Origin of the sequence: Paenimyroides viscosum (genome assembly GCF_003858535.1) — a bacterium.
Classification (GTDB): domain Bacteria; phylum Bacteroidota; class Bacteroidia; order Flavobacteriales; family Flavobacteriaceae; genus Flavobacterium; species Flavobacterium viscosum.
In genome coordinates this window covers 1-15,426 of the sequence record NZ_RQTJ01000046.1, presented here as the reverse complement: position 1 = coordinate 15,426, position 15,426 = coordinate 1, and the positions used below count along the sequence as shown (strand labels likewise).

14 protein-coding genes are annotated in these 15,426 nt (G+C 36.2%); 10 read left to right on the top strand and 4 right to left on the bottom strand.

Features of this window, described 5'->3' with window-relative positions:
* Positions 1-209: 209 nt before the first annotated feature.
* The 3 genes from EG242_RS13865 (at position 210) to EG242_RS13855 (ending at position 3,578) form a co-directional block, all read left to right on the top strand.
* Entirely contained in the window at positions 210-521 is a 312-nt protein-coding gene (locus EG242_RS13865) for a hypothetical protein (protein ID WP_124900457.1), read from the top strand.
* Between the two features lie 86 nt (positions 522-607).
* The gene (locus tag EG242_RS13860; RefSeq protein WP_124900456.1) at positions 608-2,779 is read left to right on the top strand and encodes a TonB-dependent receptor; all 2,172 of its coding nucleotides are present in this window, start codon (positions 608-610) and stop codon (positions 2,777-2,779) included.
* Positions 2,780-2,783: 4 nt separating this feature from the next.
* Positions 2,784-3,578: a cation transporter gene (locus EG242_RS13855; protein ID WP_045972337.1), complete on the top strand. Its 795-nt coding sequence runs from the start codon at positions 2,784-2,786 to the stop codon at positions 3,576-3,578.
* Between the two features lie 380 nt (positions 3,579-3,958).
* On the opposite strand, the gene EG242_RS13850 is transcribed toward EG242_RS13855, so the two are convergent.
* Entirely contained in the window at positions 3,959-4,546 is a 588-nt protein-coding gene (locus tag EG242_RS13850) for a recombinase family protein (RefSeq protein ID WP_124900455.1), read from the bottom strand.
* Positions 4,547-4,987: 441 nt separating this feature from the next.
* Here EG242_RS13850 and EG242_RS13845 point away from each other — a divergent pair, with 441 nt between their 5' ends.
* The 7 genes from EG242_RS13845 (at position 4,988) to EG242_RS13815 (ending at position 12,325) form a co-directional block, all read left to right on the top strand.
* The gene (locus EG242_RS13845; protein WP_124900454.1) at positions 4,988-5,311 is read left to right on the top strand and encodes a DnaJ-like cysteine-rich domain-containing protein; all 324 of its coding nucleotides are present in this window, start codon (positions 4,988-4,990) and stop codon (positions 5,309-5,311) included.
* A gap of 617 nt (positions 5,312-5,928) precedes the next feature.
* Positions 5,929-6,309, top strand: coding sequence for a Fur family transcriptional regulator (locus EG242_RS13840; protein WP_124900453.1), 381 nt, complete (start codon positions 5,929-5,931; stop codon positions 6,307-6,309).
* Between the two features lie 116 nt (positions 6,310-6,425).
* The gene (locus EG242_RS13835) at positions 6,426-6,890 is read left to right on the top strand and encodes an META domain-containing protein (RefSeq protein ID WP_158608880.1); all 465 of its coding nucleotides are present in this window, start codon (positions 6,426-6,428) and stop codon (positions 6,888-6,890) included.
* Positions 6,891-6,939: 49 nt separating this feature from the next.
* Entirely contained in the window at positions 6,940-7,884 is a 945-nt protein-coding gene (locus tag EG242_RS13830) for an aldo/keto reductase (protein WP_124900451.1), read from the top strand.
* A gap of 241 nt (positions 7,885-8,125) precedes the next feature.
* On the top strand, positions 8,126-9,409 hold the full coding sequence (locus EG242_RS13825; RefSeq protein ID WP_124900450.1) for a PQQ-dependent sugar dehydrogenase: 1,284 nt from the start codon (positions 8,126-8,128) through the stop codon (positions 9,407-9,409).
* Positions 9,410-9,421: 12 nt separating this feature from the next.
* Entirely contained in the window at positions 9,422-11,515 is a 2,094-nt protein-coding gene (locus EG242_RS13820) for a TonB-dependent receptor (protein WP_124900449.1), read from the top strand.
* A gap of 105 nt (positions 11,516-11,620) precedes the next feature.
* Complete coding sequence (locus tag EG242_RS13815; RefSeq protein ID WP_124900448.1) at positions 11,621-12,325, top strand: SDR family oxidoreductase; 705 nt, start codon at positions 11,621-11,623, stop codon at positions 12,323-12,325.
* 289 nt (positions 12,326-12,614) lie between these two features.
* On the opposite strand, the gene EG242_RS13810 is transcribed toward EG242_RS13815, so the two are convergent.
* From EG242_RS13810 to EG242_RS13800, 3 genes are all read right to left on the bottom strand, one after another.
* Positions 12,615-13,529 carry a helix-turn-helix domain-containing protein gene (locus tag EG242_RS13810; RefSeq protein WP_124900447.1) on the bottom strand — a complete coding sequence of 305 codons (915 nt, stop codon included), beginning with the start codon at positions 13,527-13,529 and terminating at the stop codon, positions 12,615-12,617.
* A 9-nt stretch (positions 13,530-13,538) separates the two neighbouring features.
* Positions 13,539-13,862: an Atu4866 domain-containing protein gene (locus tag EG242_RS13805; RefSeq protein WP_124900446.1), complete on the bottom strand. Its 324-nt coding sequence runs from the start codon at positions 13,860-13,862 to the stop codon at positions 13,539-13,541.
* Positions 13,863-14,007: 145 nt separating this feature from the next.
* The gene (locus EG242_RS13800; protein WP_124900445.1) at positions 14,008-14,847 is read right to left on the bottom strand and encodes an SDR family NAD(P)-dependent oxidoreductase; all 840 of its coding nucleotides are present in this window, start codon (positions 14,845-14,847) and stop codon (positions 14,008-14,010) included.
* Between the last annotated feature and the right edge of the window lie 579 nt (positions 14,848-15,426).

Below are 15,426 nucleotides of genomic sequence, written 5' to 3'. Positions count from 1 at the left end.
TATAAACCAAACACTATCTTAATTTCTACAGGAATGTGTCCAAATTAGTTTGAAGACGTACAAGCTTGCTACCCGCTGCACAGGGCGTGAATTACGAAGAAGAACAGTTTGCCAACCGGATGAAGAAGAAAAAGAAAAAAGGGAGGAGATTGTAATACAATTACCTTTGTCGGAAGAGGTTTAAAAGATATTTTCAATACATTTGCAATATGAAGTATTTATCATACATATTAGCATTATTAGTGTTGGTCTTATCGACCGCACCTTGCTTTATGGAAGATAAATGTCTTGAAACCGAACAGCAAACAACAAGTAGCCAAGAGCAAAACGATGATGATTGCGGAATGGCGTGTTGCTCGCCTTTTTCCAAGTGTAATACCTGTACAGGATTTGTAATAGACTCTTTTTATTTTTCGACAATAAACTCTATACAACTACCTGTAAAGAAAGCAGGTGCAATACCTGCACCGTCTGTTTCAGACTTTCCTTATTCTATTTGGCATCCTCCACAATTGGCTTAATATATGGTGCTTTCCGCCCAAACTGATTTGTTACGGTGCTTTCCACCGTTATTACTTATTTATTAAATATTAAGCATTATTTTTCAATGAAAAAAATACACTTTGTGTCATTTTTTATGACACTAAACCTTTGTGTATATGCACAAAATACGTTCAAAGCTGTAATTAAAGACAGCGAAAAAAAAGAGCCTTTAATGGGTGTAACCGCACAGGTAACAGGCACTACAATCGCCACAATTTCCGATGAAAACGGACAGATTAGATTAACAGGTATTGCAAACGGTTTGCAAGAAATTCAATTTAGTTATATCGGTTTTGCCCAACGTACCGACAGCTTTAATTTTCCGTTAGAAGATACAGCTCCGATTGAAATCCTACTTTATGAACAATCGGAAGATTTGGAAGAAATCGTTATTTCATCAACAAGAAGTACAAGAACTATCCAAAATATCCCCACACGTATTGAGTTTATAGGAAGTGAGGAGTTAGACGAAAAAGGCAATATGAAAGCAGGGGATATTCGTATGCTTTTGGCAGAAAGCACAGGCATCCACGTACAAACCACATCGCCCACAAGTGCCAATGCAAGTATTCGTATTCAGGGGCTTGACGGACGATATACGCAAATTTTAAAAGACGGTTTTCCTATTTATTCGGGTGCTTCGAGCGGATTGGGTTTGTTGCAAATTCCACCGCTTGACTTAAAGCAGGTTGAAGTTATTAAAGGTTCAACATCTACGCTGTACGGTGGTGGAGCAATAGCAGGTTTGGTAAATCTGATTTCCAAGACACCAACGGAACAAAGGGATTTGCGTTTTCATTTAAACGGAACATCGGGCAGGGGTTTAGACATCAATGGTTTTTACGGACAGAAGTTTAAGAAAATCGGAACGACAATATTTGCTTCGCATAATCGCAACGGAGCTTACGACCCTGCACAAATCGGGCTTTCTGCCATTCCCCAATTTGAAAGGTATGTACTGAACCCTAAATTATTTGTTTACTTCAATGATAAAACAAAAATGAACTTCGGCATTAACACCACCATTGAAAACCGTTTGGGTGGCGATATGCTTTACATCAAAGGCAAAGGCGATAACACACACCAATATTTTGAAGAAAACAAAACACAACGCTATTCTACCCAATTTGTTTTTGACCATACGGTAAACGAAAACAGTTTTGTACAGATAAAGAACAGCGTAAGTTATTTTAACCGCAATACAGCTATTCCCAATTACGAGTTTGAGGGAACGCAAACAGCCACTTTTACGGAAGCAAGCTATACCCACAGCAAAGAAAAGTCAGAATGGGTAACAGGCGTTAATATTTGGACGGACAATTTTAAAGAAAAGCAGATGACCGCATTTCCGTTGAGAGATTACAACCAAACCACATTCGGGGCTTTCGTTCAAAATTCTTTTAAGGCTACGGATTGGCTTCAATTGGAAACAGGTTTAAGAACGGATTACGTGATAGATTACGGAGCTGTTTTTTTACCGAGAGTATCGGCATTGTTTCAGATTGCAAACGGATTGACTTCACGTATCGGGGGCGGATTTGGCTACAAAACACCAACCATTTTTACAGAAGAAAGCGAACGCATACAATATCAAAACGTAATGCCTATTGACGATAATACCAATAAATTGGAAAAAAGCTACGGAGCAAATGCAGACATCAATTACCATACTAATATTGGCGATGATTGGACATTCAGCATAAATCATTTATTCTTTTACACCTATTTGGATAACCCTTTGTTGCTTCAAAATATAGCTACAAATACATATCAGTTCATCAATTCATCGGGCTACATTCATACCAAAGGAACAGAAACAAATATCAAAATCGGTTATGATGATTTTAAATTGTTTTTGGGCTACACTTTTACCGATACCCGATTGATTGAAAACGGAATAAATACCGAAAATCCATTAACACCAAAACACCGCATTAACTCTGTACTGATGTATGAAATAGAGGATAAATGGAAGATTGGTTTGGAAGCCTATTATTTTAGTCCGCAAAAGCTCAATGACGGAACAACAGGTAAAGACTATGTGATGTGTGGCTTTATGGCTGAAAAAATTTGGGAACGATTTTCTTTGTACATCAACTTTGAAAATTTCCTTGATACAAGGCAGACCCGTTTTGACAACATTTATACAGGCACAATAACCAACCCTGTTTTTAAAGACATCTATGCACCATTGGACGGATTTGTAATTAACGGGGGAATAAAATTTAGACTTTAAGAAGATGAATAAAACCATATTTAATATAACAAAAATGGATTGCCCAAGTGAGGAGCAATTAATCCGTATGAAACTGCAAAACTTTGATACGGTAAAGTCATTGGAATTTGATATTCCCAATAGAAAACTAAATGTTTACCATAGTGGAAACCCAGAGCCGATTTTTTCGGCTTTGGAAACCTTGAACCTAAATACAACGCTGATTTCAACCGAAGAAACTAACGCAGTTGTTGAAACAGATACAAGCAATAGCCAACGGAAACTACTATGGACGGTATTGATTATCAATTTCGTTTTCTTTGGATTGGAAATGTTGTTCGGTATTTTTTCCAACTCAATGGGATTGGTAGCGGATAGCTTGGATATGCTTGCCGATAGCATCGTTTACGCATTGGCTTTGTTTGCTGTTGGGGGTACGATTGCAAGAAAAAACAATATCGCCAAATTTGCAGGTTACTTTCAAATCCTGTTAGCCGTTATCGGTTTTGTTGAAGTTATCAGACGTTTTATCGGAATAGAAGCGATGCCCGATTTCAAAACAATGATTATTGTTTCTGTTTTGGCATTGATAGCAAACGTACTTTGTCTTTACCTATTGCAAAAGAACAAGAGTAAAGAAGCCCATATGCAGGCTTCGATGATTTTCACGTCAAACGATGTTATAATCAATTCGGGGGTTATCGTTGCAGGAATTTTGGTCAATTGGTTAAACTCGAGCTATCCCGATTTGATTATCGGAGCTATTGTATTTGTAGTAGTGGCAAGAGGGGCATATAGAATATTGAAATTGGCAAAGTAGTCGTTAAGTTCCCTATTTTAACTAATAGAAACAGACAGGATAATGAAAATACAGGTATTAAGCTGTTGTGAACGTATTTGAATAAAACGGAAGAACAAGGACGAAAGACAGAGTTTATTCTATCAGTATTATGAGAAAAGGGCTTTGCAAGCCCTTTTCTCTTGTCCTGTAATCCCGATAGGGAATAAAATGTTTATTTGTTTTTGAGAAACAAAAAATTCGTATATTTGCTTTGAGCTAACGGAAACACGTTGAAATACAAAGCAATAAGCACCGTTACCAAATCGTTACCTGACTTTTTTGATAATCTTTATAAAAGCTTAGTATTCAACCGATACAGCTTTTTCCTGAAAACTTTAAAATAAAAAGCATTCGGTAAATTACTGAATGCTTTTTTTTACTTTTTGAACCGTTGCGAGGGAAACAGAATTCAATTTAGCTACTTCACGTAGCGAATATTTTTCTTTATTGAGATCTTTAATTACTGATTTATATTTTTTAAGAAAATCTTCATTCGATTCAGTTGAACCATTCGTTCGACCTTTATAAACTCCTTTTAACTTCGCAATTTGTATTCCTTCCATCTGACGCTCCCTTAGATTTTCACGTTCTTGCTCGCTTAAAACACCAAGTATGTTGGCTATTAAAGAAAAAATAGGATTTTTCTTTCCGTTCATAGTTGAGGAAATACCTAAGTTAGAAATAATTACATTGACTTGATTATCTTCAAGAAATTTCAAAGTTGTTGCAATATCATAATGGTTACGCCCTAATCGGTCGATAGAATGAATTTCAACTTCATTAATAATTCCTTTCATTATATCATTAATAAGCTTTTTAGCTTGCGGTCTTTCATTGAAAGCAATAATACCACTAATTCTGTCAATATATACTTTATCAGCGTTAGTTTTTTCTTGTCGGTCTGTATTTTGATTATTCGTTGAGACTCTAATATATTTTGCATTCATTGTAAAGAAATAATTTACAACAAATATAATAAATAATTTTTATTGTGTTGAAATTAGGGTATTTTATTTAGTACACTTTAAATTGAGAAAAACCAACAATTTTATTTGTTGGTTTTGTACTGACTTCATCTAAAGTCTACATCTGTTACTATAAACATAGATTATCCAATTCACTATTATTTATCCAAATATTTCTAATTTCAGAAAATTCATTTTCATCGAGGCACATAGTTTCCCATCTTGTGATGTAATCTGGTAAACAAATATTTAACTCATAGACATAATATTTTTTTAATAACACCAATAAATTTGATGCATTACGCTTTATCAACATTTTTTTATAGACGTTTTCGTCGGTATCACCGAATTTAATAGATATTTCATTATATAGGAAATTTAAACCAACTTCTAAATCGCTTAGAATATCATTACTCAATAATTTTGAATCACATTCCAAAAATACTTTTATCGCTATCAAGAATTTATCTAATCCTATTTCTGAACGATCATAGCAGTAATAATAGTGAACCAAGCCAAGAAAAGGTTTACCAAGATGAACCTAATTACAGTAAGATTTATAAGAACAGTGTTCAAAACCGTAACGAATATGTCACAGGAAATGATGGAAAGGTTTACGAAAATAAGCCCTGTTTTAACTGTTCAGGTGAAGGATTTACTATTTTTATAAACCCAGCATCAGGTCAAAAAGAAACTAATATTTGCAACGCCTGCGATGGTGTCGGTCAAATTGGTTATGTTTTTTAACGGCAAAATCGGGATGAATTTCTCGATTTTTTTTTACCCCCCCAGTCCGTATCCCCGTGTTACCCCTCAGTCCTCCCATTGTAGATGAAATCATCCAAGTTGGTAAAAAAAATATTTTTAATTTTTTTGAATTGATATCAACTATAAACCTGTACGATGTTATGATGTAAGCATTTGTAAATAAGTTTTTTATGTTTGTTTTTATGTATAAAAAAGTAGGTGGATTTCTTCAAGGTTCAAATATTTATCGTTATTTAATTAACGATACTGCACAATTTTTATTTAAACTGTCAGTTCTAAAAATACTTTATTAAAAATAAAAACAATCAACATTTTGAAATACAATATGTTACGTATTTTTTTGTTTTTTATTTTTAATAAAATTCTTACTCTTTTCCTTTAAGCACTATTTATAAGAAACATACCATAATGGGCGGTTTATGTCAATAAAGCAATTATAAATAGGAAATGATGCTGGAGAACTATTATACAATAAAATTTTACTTAGAAAGACAAATGATCGATCTATCAGAAGATCAAATTAAAAGAAGAATTTCAGTTTTAAAAAAGCAAATTGGTGCAGAATCAATAATTAAAAAAATAAAAATGAGTAAAACATGAAACGCAGGAATACACCTTCAAAAGAAGCCGTGCTTAATCTGCTCACAGATACTGGCAAGGCAATGAGTCACGATGCTATTGAAAAACAGATATCGATAAATATAGACCGCGCTACTATTTACAGAGTGCTGAACAGTTTTTGTACAGACGGATTGGTGCATAAGATTGTTGCAGAAGACGGTAAACAGTATTTTGCCATTTGCAATAAATGTGAAGATAAAAAGGAAACGGATCATCATTTTCATTTTCGCTGCACCGTTTGCCAAACTATTGAATGCCTGCCGGAAACGGTTCATTTTTCAACTCCGAAGGGTTACAGCGTAAACAGCGTCAACTGTGTGATTGTAGGAACCTGTAAAGATTGTAGTGAATCATAAAAGTATAAACGAAATATATTTGTAAGGAAAATTTATTGGTACAGCAATGACTCCAGATAATGGTTCTCTTTTTTAAAAAGCGTATCTTTATAAATCACTTAAATAAATACTCGATGATGAAAAGAAATCTTTTAATAGGAATGATGTCGCTAGCGTTAGTAGCGTGTGCCGATAAGAAAGAGCAAGAAAATACCGAGAAACTAACTGTTGAAAATACCGAAGTTACAGCCGATCCTAAAGAACTTTTGGGGAAAGAATGGAAACTGAAAGAACTCTACGGAACAAAGGTTGTAACAGATACTGCTGTGACTAAACAACCATACCTAAAATTTAACGATCTCGCAACAGTTTCCGGTAACCTAGGCTGTAACAGCTTTGGTGCAAAAGTGGAATTTATTGGTAGCAATAGTATAAAAATTTCAGAAATTGTATCTACTGAAATGGCATGTGGTTCTATGGAAATCGAAATGCAGTTTGGCGAAGCTTTACAGAATGCAACCAATTATATCACTTCAGGAACAACGCTTTATCTAAATAACGCAGAAAATACTACGGTTGCCGTGTTGGGATCAGATAAATAAAATTTTGTTTTTTTAGGGCACCACATCAATAAAGCTTAAAATTGAACAGATGAAAAAACGAATAATAAATAATACCGATCTTGAAATTGCTCCTTTAAATTTTGGAGGAAACGTTTTCGGTTGGACATTGAATGAAAAAGAATCGTTCCATATTTTAGACAGATTTACCGAAGCCGGATTTAATTTCATTGACACAGCCGACACCTACTCGTGGTGGGTAAACGGAACAGGCGGTCAGTCCGAAGAGATTATTGGGAAATGGATGCGAGAAAGAAAGAAAAGAAACAACATCGTGCTGTCTACAAAAGTGGGATCTGAAACAAAAGAACACGGTTTTGACACCAGTAAAAAACACATTCTTAAATCTGTTGACGAATCCCTAAAACGTCTTAGAACCGATCATATTGATCTGTATTACACTCATTTTGATGATAATGTGACTCCGGTAGAAGAAACGCTGGCAGCTTATGATGAAATTATTAAGGCAGGTAAGGTAAGATACATAGCGGTGTCTAACGTTTCGCCCGAAAGACTTATAGAATCTTTTAATGTTGCAGAAAAGAACAACTTGCCAAAGTATATTGCATTGCAACCTCATTATAATCTGGTAGAAAGAGAAAAGTTTGAAACACAATATGCTTCTTTGGTTGAAAAATTTAACTTGAGTGTGTTTCCTTATTGGTCTCTGGCATCAGGTTTTTTAACCGGAAAATACAGAACAGAAACCGATTTTGAACAAACAGCAAGGGGAGGTGGAATTAAAAAGTATTTTAATGCAGAAGGGAAAGCAGTATTGGCAGCATTGGATAAGGTTTCAGCAAAACATCAGTCTCAACCTGCAACAGTTGCATTGGCTTGGTTGTTGGCAAATCCTTTAATTACGGCGCCTATCGTTAGTGCAACCAGCGAAAATCAATTACAAACTATTTTTAAAGCACCCCAATTACAACTCGATGCAGAAGATATGGAAATTCTTAATCTTGTGGGTAAATAATCTGAATTCTAACGGATAAAATCCGCAACTTTATAATCTTTAATAAGGCTGCAACATCAGGAATAGCTAAAAAAATTCTGATGTTGAAGTCTTTTTTTATTGTAATTGGCAGGGTTGCTTTTACAGAAAACTGTTTTTTTTGTGGTATGTTTTTAATAACTTTATACAGATTGCTATTTTAAAGTACCTGAACTAAAATCTTTAGTTTTCAGGTGCGTTATAATTTATTAAAACTATTGCTATGAAAAGAATTACAACAATTGCATTGGCGTGCCTGTGCGCAACTGTCACGCATGCTCAAAAAATTAAAGAACTTTCCGAAAAAGAAAAACAACAGTACAGTAAACAGGACAGCGTAACGGTAATAACCACGGTTGGGCCGCTAAAACTGCCACCTCCGTACGCAACAGAATCGGTAACCTTCAGACATGTAATGGCAGATTGGCCTGAAGATCAGCTGCCAAAAGTACCTGCAGGATTTAAGGTGGAACGGTTAACATCCGATCTTAAAAACCCACGTACGTCTTACATAGCAGCTAACGGCGATTTATTCGTAACTGAATCGAACACTTTTAACAGCGCAGACAGAATCACGATTTTACGAGATGCCGATAAAAACGGCAGCTATGAAGTAAGGGAAGTGTTTGCTGAAAATTTGAAACTTCCGTACGGTGCCTTAATCGTAAAAGATAAGTTTTATATAGCTTTGAGTGACGGTCTTTATGTATATCCTTACCAAGCGGGCGATCTGAAACTACAGGGAGAAGGTCGTAAAATCGTCGAACTTCCTTCAGGCGGATATAATAACCATTGGACTCGGAACATCATCACCAATAAAGATCAAACAAAAATTTATATATCGGTAGGATCTGCAAGTAATGTGGGCGAGTACGGATTGGAAAAAGAAGTCCGAAGAGCTGCGATCTTGGAGGTTAATCTGGATGGATCTGGAGAAGTTGTCTATAGTTCGGGTTTGAGAAATCCGGTAGGCATGGATTGGAATCCGATAGACGGTTCGCTATGGACGGCTGTAAACGAACGCGATAATTTGGGCGACGGCTTGGTGCCCGATTATGTTACAAAGGTGCAGAAATCGGCATTTTATGGTTGGCCATATTCGTATTTCGGTAAAATAGAAGATCCGCGATTAAAAGGAATGCGTCCCGATCTGGTAAAACAGGCGGTTGTTCCCGATGTTGCGGTAGGTAACCATACAGCTTCTTTAGGACTGACGTTTTATGTGGGATCTAAATTCCCTGAAAAATACAGAAACGGTATTTTTGTTGCCCAGCACGGTTCTTGGAATAAGTCTTCGTTCTCCGGTTATAAGGTAGTGTTTATTCCTTTTAAAGATGGAAAACCTAGTGGTAAACCCGAAGATTTTATGACGGGTTTTATTGCCGATCAGGGAAAGGCGAAAGTTTACGGAAGACCATCTGCAGTTAAGAATCTTCCCGATGGTTCGCTCCTTGTGAACGATGATAGCGGAAATGTACTGTGGCGTATCTCCTATACTGGTAACTAGTTTTTCTTGATTATGAAGAAATTTTTAGCGGTAGTTGTTTTTCTGATCACTATTGTTCACGTACGGGCACAAGATTCGCTCCATACAACGCTGTTGCAGGATCTAGTAATAAGTACTTCGAGGCCGCTAATGTATCCGTTACAGGTGTCTGACAGTATTTTTCAGCTACCTGCATCGGTTGCGCGATTGAATCCGGAACTTTTGCAAAATAATAACAGGGTAGAGGTAGCACCTATACTTAATACGGTAGCGGGTGTGTATATGCAGTCGGGTACGTTTAATACCAACCGACTTTCCATTCGTGGAATCGGAGGTAGAACACCCTATGGAACCAATAAAGTGCGTGCGTTTTACGGTAATATTCCGCTTACCGGTGGAAATAGTGAAACAACAATTGAAGATATCGATCTAGAATTCCTACAAAATATTCATATCATTAAAGGACCGCTTCCAAGTGTGTACGGTGCTGGGTTAGGTGGTGCCGTTTTGCTTCAGCCCAAAACTGCCGATCCCAATCAAATGCAGGTTGGAATTTCTACAACGGTTGGTTCGTTCGGACTGATAAAAAACCAGCTTTCTGGATCGTATGGTGCCGATACTTACAGTTTTAATGTAGGCTACCATAAGATTGAAAATAGCGGATACCGCGAAAATAGTTCGTATTACCGGGAAGGTCTAACTATAACAGGCGAAGCTTTTCGCAAGAAAAAATCAAAACTAACATACCTTTCTCAGTTTACTTCGCTTAAGGCGTACATACCGAGTTCTATTGATCAGCAAACGTTTTTAAACAATCCCAAAGGAGCGGCGCTAAACTGGAAAGAGGCAAAAGGATACGAAGTGTATAAAAATTTCATGATGGGTTTAAATTACAATTTTGTTGTTACTGATAACATAACCGCAGCAACATCTGTTTTTTATTCGTTGAAAGATAGTGACGAACCGCGTCCTTTTGATATTTTGAAGGAATATACCGAAACCTTTGGTGCAAGGTCACAGTTTGTAGGTAGTTGGCAGCTGGGTGGCAAACTTTTAAAGACAACGGTGGGTGTAGAATTTTTTCAGGATGGATATGATGCAGCAACTTTTGAAAACCGGTATCTTGAAAATAACGGACAAGGAAGTTTGGCAGGAGCAGATAAAAACAAGCTGTTCCAGAGACGGAATTTTGTAAATATTTACAGTCAGCTACGTTATGTTTTCTCAGAAAAATGGGAATTAAATGCCGGTTTAAACTACAATAAAACATCGTTTTCATTGCAACAGATGTATCCGCTGAGTAATGTGTACCATACGCTTTATGATTACAACGGAATCTGGGCTCCGCAAATAGCATTGTCGTACCTGCCTTCAAAACAGCAAACAATTTACTTATCTGTGGGCAGAGGATATTCGCTACCATCCATCGAAGAAACAATGAACGAAAACGGACAGGTGAATACATCGATAAAACCAGAAAACGGCTACAGCGTGGAATTAGGTACTAAATTGTTTTCTGCCGATAAAAGGTTCTACGCAGAAGCAGCACTTTACCACATGAAGGTAAACGATCTACTCGTTGCCCACCGGGTTTTAGAAGATCAGTATGTCGGTGTAAATGCGGGCAGTACCGTTCACATGGGATTGGAATTTATGGCGCAGTACAAATGGCAGGTGGGAACCAAAACGCAGCTGATCCCTTACTTATCGGTTTCGTTGGGAGATTATACGTTCGATGATTTCAAACAGTACGATCATGATTTTTCGGGAAATGATCTTACCGGAGTGCCTAAAAATCAGTTTACAAGTGGTGTTATGCTTGATCTGCCTTACGGTTTTGGTTTTAAAGCCGATTATTTCTTTATTGATAAAATTCCTCTAAACGATGCCAATTCTCTGTTTTCCGACGCTTATAGTCTGTGCAATGCATCTGTGAATTGGCGCGGTAAGGTTACTAACGCATTGTCTTTATCGGTAAATGTGGGAATAAACAATATCTTTAATGAACGCTATGCCTCAATGGTTCTGGTTAACGCTACAGGTTTTGGCAACAGCGCCCCACGATACTATTATCCGGGACAGCCCGTTAATTATTTTGGGTCTTTTCAGTTGAGGTATGTTCTTTGATAAATACTCTATGGTATAGTGATGATAAAATTTAAAAGAATGGTATATTATTAGCTACCTTTACAATACGTCAAAAAAATTTAAATCAAAAATCATAAATAGAAAATGCAGGATATAGAAAACAAGGTTGCGTACATAACTGGCGGTACAAAAGGCATCGGTTTGGGTATTGCAAAGGCTTTGATATCGAACGGAGTTAAAGTTGCAATTTCGGGTAGGAGTATCGAAGCTGTCACAAAGGCTAAGGAAGAATTGGGAAATGAAAACGTATTGGCCATACAGTCTGACGTCAGAAATTTTGAAGATGAAGTTCAGGCAGTCGAAAAAATTATAGCCACCTATGGTAAGCTGGATATTGTTATAGCAAATGCAGGTATGGGAAAATTTGCACCAGTTGACCAAATGTCTTTAGAGGATTGGAATTTGATGATCGAAACAAATTTAACCGGGGTTTTCCACACCCTAAAAGCATCGGTTGAGCAGTTAAAGGAAAACAAAGGTTATTATATTTCAATTGCCTCATTGGCAGGTACCAACTTTTTTGCACAAGGGGCAGGTTATAACGCCTCAAAATTCGGTGTCGTTGGTTTTACACAAGCCGCAATGTTAGATCTACGTAATTACGATGTAAAGTGTACAACCATAATGCCTGGCTCTGTTACATCGCACTTTAATGAACATGTACCAAACGAAGCTGACGGATGGAAGATTCAACCAGAAGATTTGGGGCAGATGATAGTAGACTTATTAAAGATGAACCCTAATGTTTTACCAAGTAAGATAGAAGTTCGTCCTACTAAAACTAAATAATTAGTCAGGTATAATTATTGCCTAAATATTTTAATTTTCAATAAAGACTTTCCACCAGCTGAAGTCAACACTATAGCAGTATAAATAGAAACCTAATTTTATTATAAATAAGCGTTCCGTTAATATAATGGAACGCTTACTTGTTTTTAAGCATCTATTTTATTCCATATAAATTTAGATTGATGCATCAGTTGGTTTGCTATCTATTAATTCACATGTTGTATTTGCAGTTAAGGTCACACAATACATAAGGATAAGTTGCAGCGGTTTAATTCAAATAAGCTTTACATTAGTTGAATGACTGTCTAAATTCCAAAGGTGTTTGATTGGTTTTCTGCTTAAATATCTTACTGAATGATTGCGGATGTTCAAAGCCCAATTCGTAAGCAATTTCACTAACCGATAAATGGGTTGTGCTCAATTGTTGTTTGGCATATTCAATCTGTCTGCTCTGAATGTGTTGCTGGGTAGTTTGTTTGGTGTGTAACCGTAATACGGTTCCCAGATAATTAGGTGAAATGTTTAATTTTTCTGCTATATGTGTTACAGTAGGGATTCCTTTTTCCACCAAACCGCCACTTTCAAAATATTCCGAAAGCACTTCCTCGAAACGATCTAGCAATTCGTAGTTTGATTTTTTTCGTGTGATAAACTGACGTTCGTAGAATCGTTCGGAATATATAAGCAGCATTTCCAATTGGGCAATGATAAGTTCCTGACTGAATTTGTCCATGTTAGATTGATACTCCTGTTCTATCTTCAAGAGAATATCAACGATTATTTTTTCCTCTTTGTCTGAAAGAAAAAGCGCTTCGTTCACGGCGTAAAGAAAAAAATCAAACGATTTTATCTTTTTTGCCAATGGGGTATTCCACAAAAAATCAGGATGGATGAGCAATAGCCAACCAGAGGGTTCTGCAATAACTTCTTGATTGATTTCTAATTTCAGAAATTGTAGCGGTGCTATAAACGATAAAACACCAGAATCGAAATCGTATTGCTTTTGTCCGTAGTTGAATTTAGCATTAACATTCCGCTTCAAACCAATAGTATAAAAATTCTGAATCCACTTGACATTCCTTTCATCAAAGGGATAAGAAACTTTGCTGTAATCAATCAAACTAATTAAGGGGTGCTCGGGATTAGGAAGATTACAGAATAAATGGAATTGTGCTATTGAATTAAGGCGGAACGTTTTTTCCATAATGCTAATTTACTTTTTTTCTTTGTACAAAATCATCCCTGCATGATATAAAATACCATTTTTAAATTCTCCGTCTGCTGTAAAGCCAGTGTCGTCTTTATAATCAATATGGTTTTCTGAGATCTTATAGTTCCCCCGATAAGCACTTTTGCGATTGCCTCGTGTCTCATCATATCGGTTTTCCGGCAGCAATTCGTGACGGATATGACCGTCTTCCGTTACCCACATACCTATATACTCTTTGGTTTCTTCTATGGTTTTGTTCATTATTTTATAATCGTTATTAATTAAATTAGTTAATACATACGTATCTAAAAATGCAGTACAGTACATTATTTTACCATCTTTCAACTGGATTTCCCATACATAGCTTTTTTCATAGATTACATTGCGATGAATGGGTGCAATTGCTTTAAAGTGAAGTTAAATATTGTGTATCAGATTTACACCGTGTACTACCCCCCTAAAAATGGCAGGATTAAAAAGCGGTGGATTGTGTATAGTTTTTCCATTGTTCAACCTCTTTTGTGATGATTTCAATTTTATTTTTCAAAATATCATATGCATCGTGACCTAATAGTAAGTGAACTGGTGGATTTTCTTCTTTGCTGATTGCAATCAATACATCTGCTGCTTTTTCAGGGTCGTTCGGCTGGCTGCCACTAATATCTTCAAGGTGCGCCCGCTCTGACTGTCGGGCAGCTTCGTAATCAAGGATTGGCGATGTCGCTGTTTTTACAGAGCTTTCCTTTAGAAAATCTGTGCGGAAATATCCAGGATAAACCACCGTAGCATTCACACCGAATGCTTTGGCTTCTGCGGCTAATGCTTCAGTGAATCCTGCTACTGCAAATTTGCTAGCGCAATAAACACCCCAACCTGGAAAACTGGCAAATAGACCGCCCACAGATGAAATATTGTAGATGTTACCTGATTTCTGATTCCTTAAATAAGGCATTACATTTCGAACAACATTCAAAGTTCCAAAAACATTCACTTCAAAATTAGCTTTAGCTTCATCGTCTGTCAATTCTTCCAATGTACCTATCTGTGCGTACCCTGCATTGTTTACAACCACATCAATTTTGCCGAAGTAGGCAATACTCTTTTCAATGGCTTTTTTTACGTCGTGATTATCTGTTAAATTTACTACAAGCGGTAGGAAAACATCGGTAGTCCCTCCAACTTCTTCCGTAAGTAATTCAGGATTTCGTGTTGTAGCTACCACACAAAAACCTTCTTTTAATAATTTTTTCACTAAGGTAAGCCCCAAACCTTTAGATGCTCCCGTTACAAACCATACCTTTTTTACGTCCATTAGTCTTAATTTTTATATGTTTAAAATGATAATACAAAAATGGGCAGTTATAAAATTTCACAGGTGGCTAAATCAATGAATAGTGTAGTTAAATCGTGGGTGGTTCTTTTAAAGGTCGGCTTGTTTGTTTTGTTGTCGGTAACCTTTGGTTTTTACTTTGACAGTAACTATTTGTTTCTAAAGTTGAGAAAATGGTCTCAGAAAGTCATATAAAGTTTAAAATAAAATAAGACAAGCCAAAGCGATGATAGCTCATTGTTTGTAGGAAAGTAGGGCATAGGTTTAAGGTTAATTCCTTCGCTTAACCTTTATTATTACTAAAGAGAATTTTACAACTGTATATATTTATTAGTCATGATTTATTCAATAATATCTTCTAGATTTTTGAATGTTTTTCGTGTTTTTAATATCCTGTAAATGATCAGTAGTTTCATTTTTGTTTTCCAATTTCCTTTCCGTTTTTTCAGCAGATTCTGGAGTAATAGATAACTGTATTTTACGTTCTACCGCAGCTAGTGGATATGCAAATAAAAATTACAGTTTAAGTTAAGCGACATTTTTGTAAAATTGATTTTGATT

Coding starts and splice junctions, on each gene's coding strand:
- EG242_RS13865 (WP_124900457.1), top strand. CDS start 210: ATGAAGTATTTATCATACATATTAGCATTATTAGTGTTGGTCTTATCG.
- EG242_RS13855 (WP_045972337.1), top strand. CDS start 2,784: ATGAATAAAACCATATTTAATATAACAAAAATGGATTGCCCAAGTGAG.
- EG242_RS13815 (WP_124900448.1), top strand. CDS start 11,621: ATGCAGGATATAGAAAACAAGGTTGCGTACATAACTGGCGGTACAAAA.
- EG242_RS13840 (WP_124900453.1), top strand. CDS start 5,929: ATGAAACGCAGGAATACACCTTCAAAAGAAGCCGTGCTTAATCTGCTC.
- EG242_RS13825 (WP_124900450.1), top strand. CDS start 8,126: ATGAAAAGAATTACAACAATTGCATTGGCGTGCCTGTGCGCAACTGTC.
- EG242_RS13850 (WP_124900455.1), bottom strand. CDS start 4,546: ATGAATGCAAAATATATTAGAGTCTCAACGAATAATCAAAATACAGAC.
- EG242_RS13810 (WP_124900447.1), bottom strand. CDS start 13,529: ATGGAAAAAACGTTCCGCCTTAATTCAATAGCACAATTCCATTTATTC.
- EG242_RS13830 (WP_124900451.1), top strand. CDS start 6,940: ATGAAAAAACGAATAATAAATAATACCGATCTTGAAATTGCTCCTTTA.
- EG242_RS13835 (WP_158608880.1), top strand. CDS start 6,426: ATGAAAAGAAATCTTTTAATAGGAATGATGTCGCTAGCGTTAGTAGCG.
- EG242_RS13805 (WP_124900446.1), bottom strand. CDS start 13,862: ATGTACTGTACTGCATTTTTAGATACGTATGTATTAACTAATTTAATT.
- EG242_RS13860 (WP_124900456.1), top strand. CDS start 608: ATGAAAAAAATACACTTTGTGTCATTTTTTATGACACTAAACCTTTGT.
- EG242_RS13820 (WP_124900449.1), top strand. CDS start 9,422: ATGAAGAAATTTTTAGCGGTAGTTGTTTTTCTGATCACTATTGTTCAC.
- EG242_RS13800 (WP_124900445.1), bottom strand. CDS start 14,847: ATGGACGTAAAAAAGGTATGGTTTGTAACGGGAGCATCTAAAGGTTTG.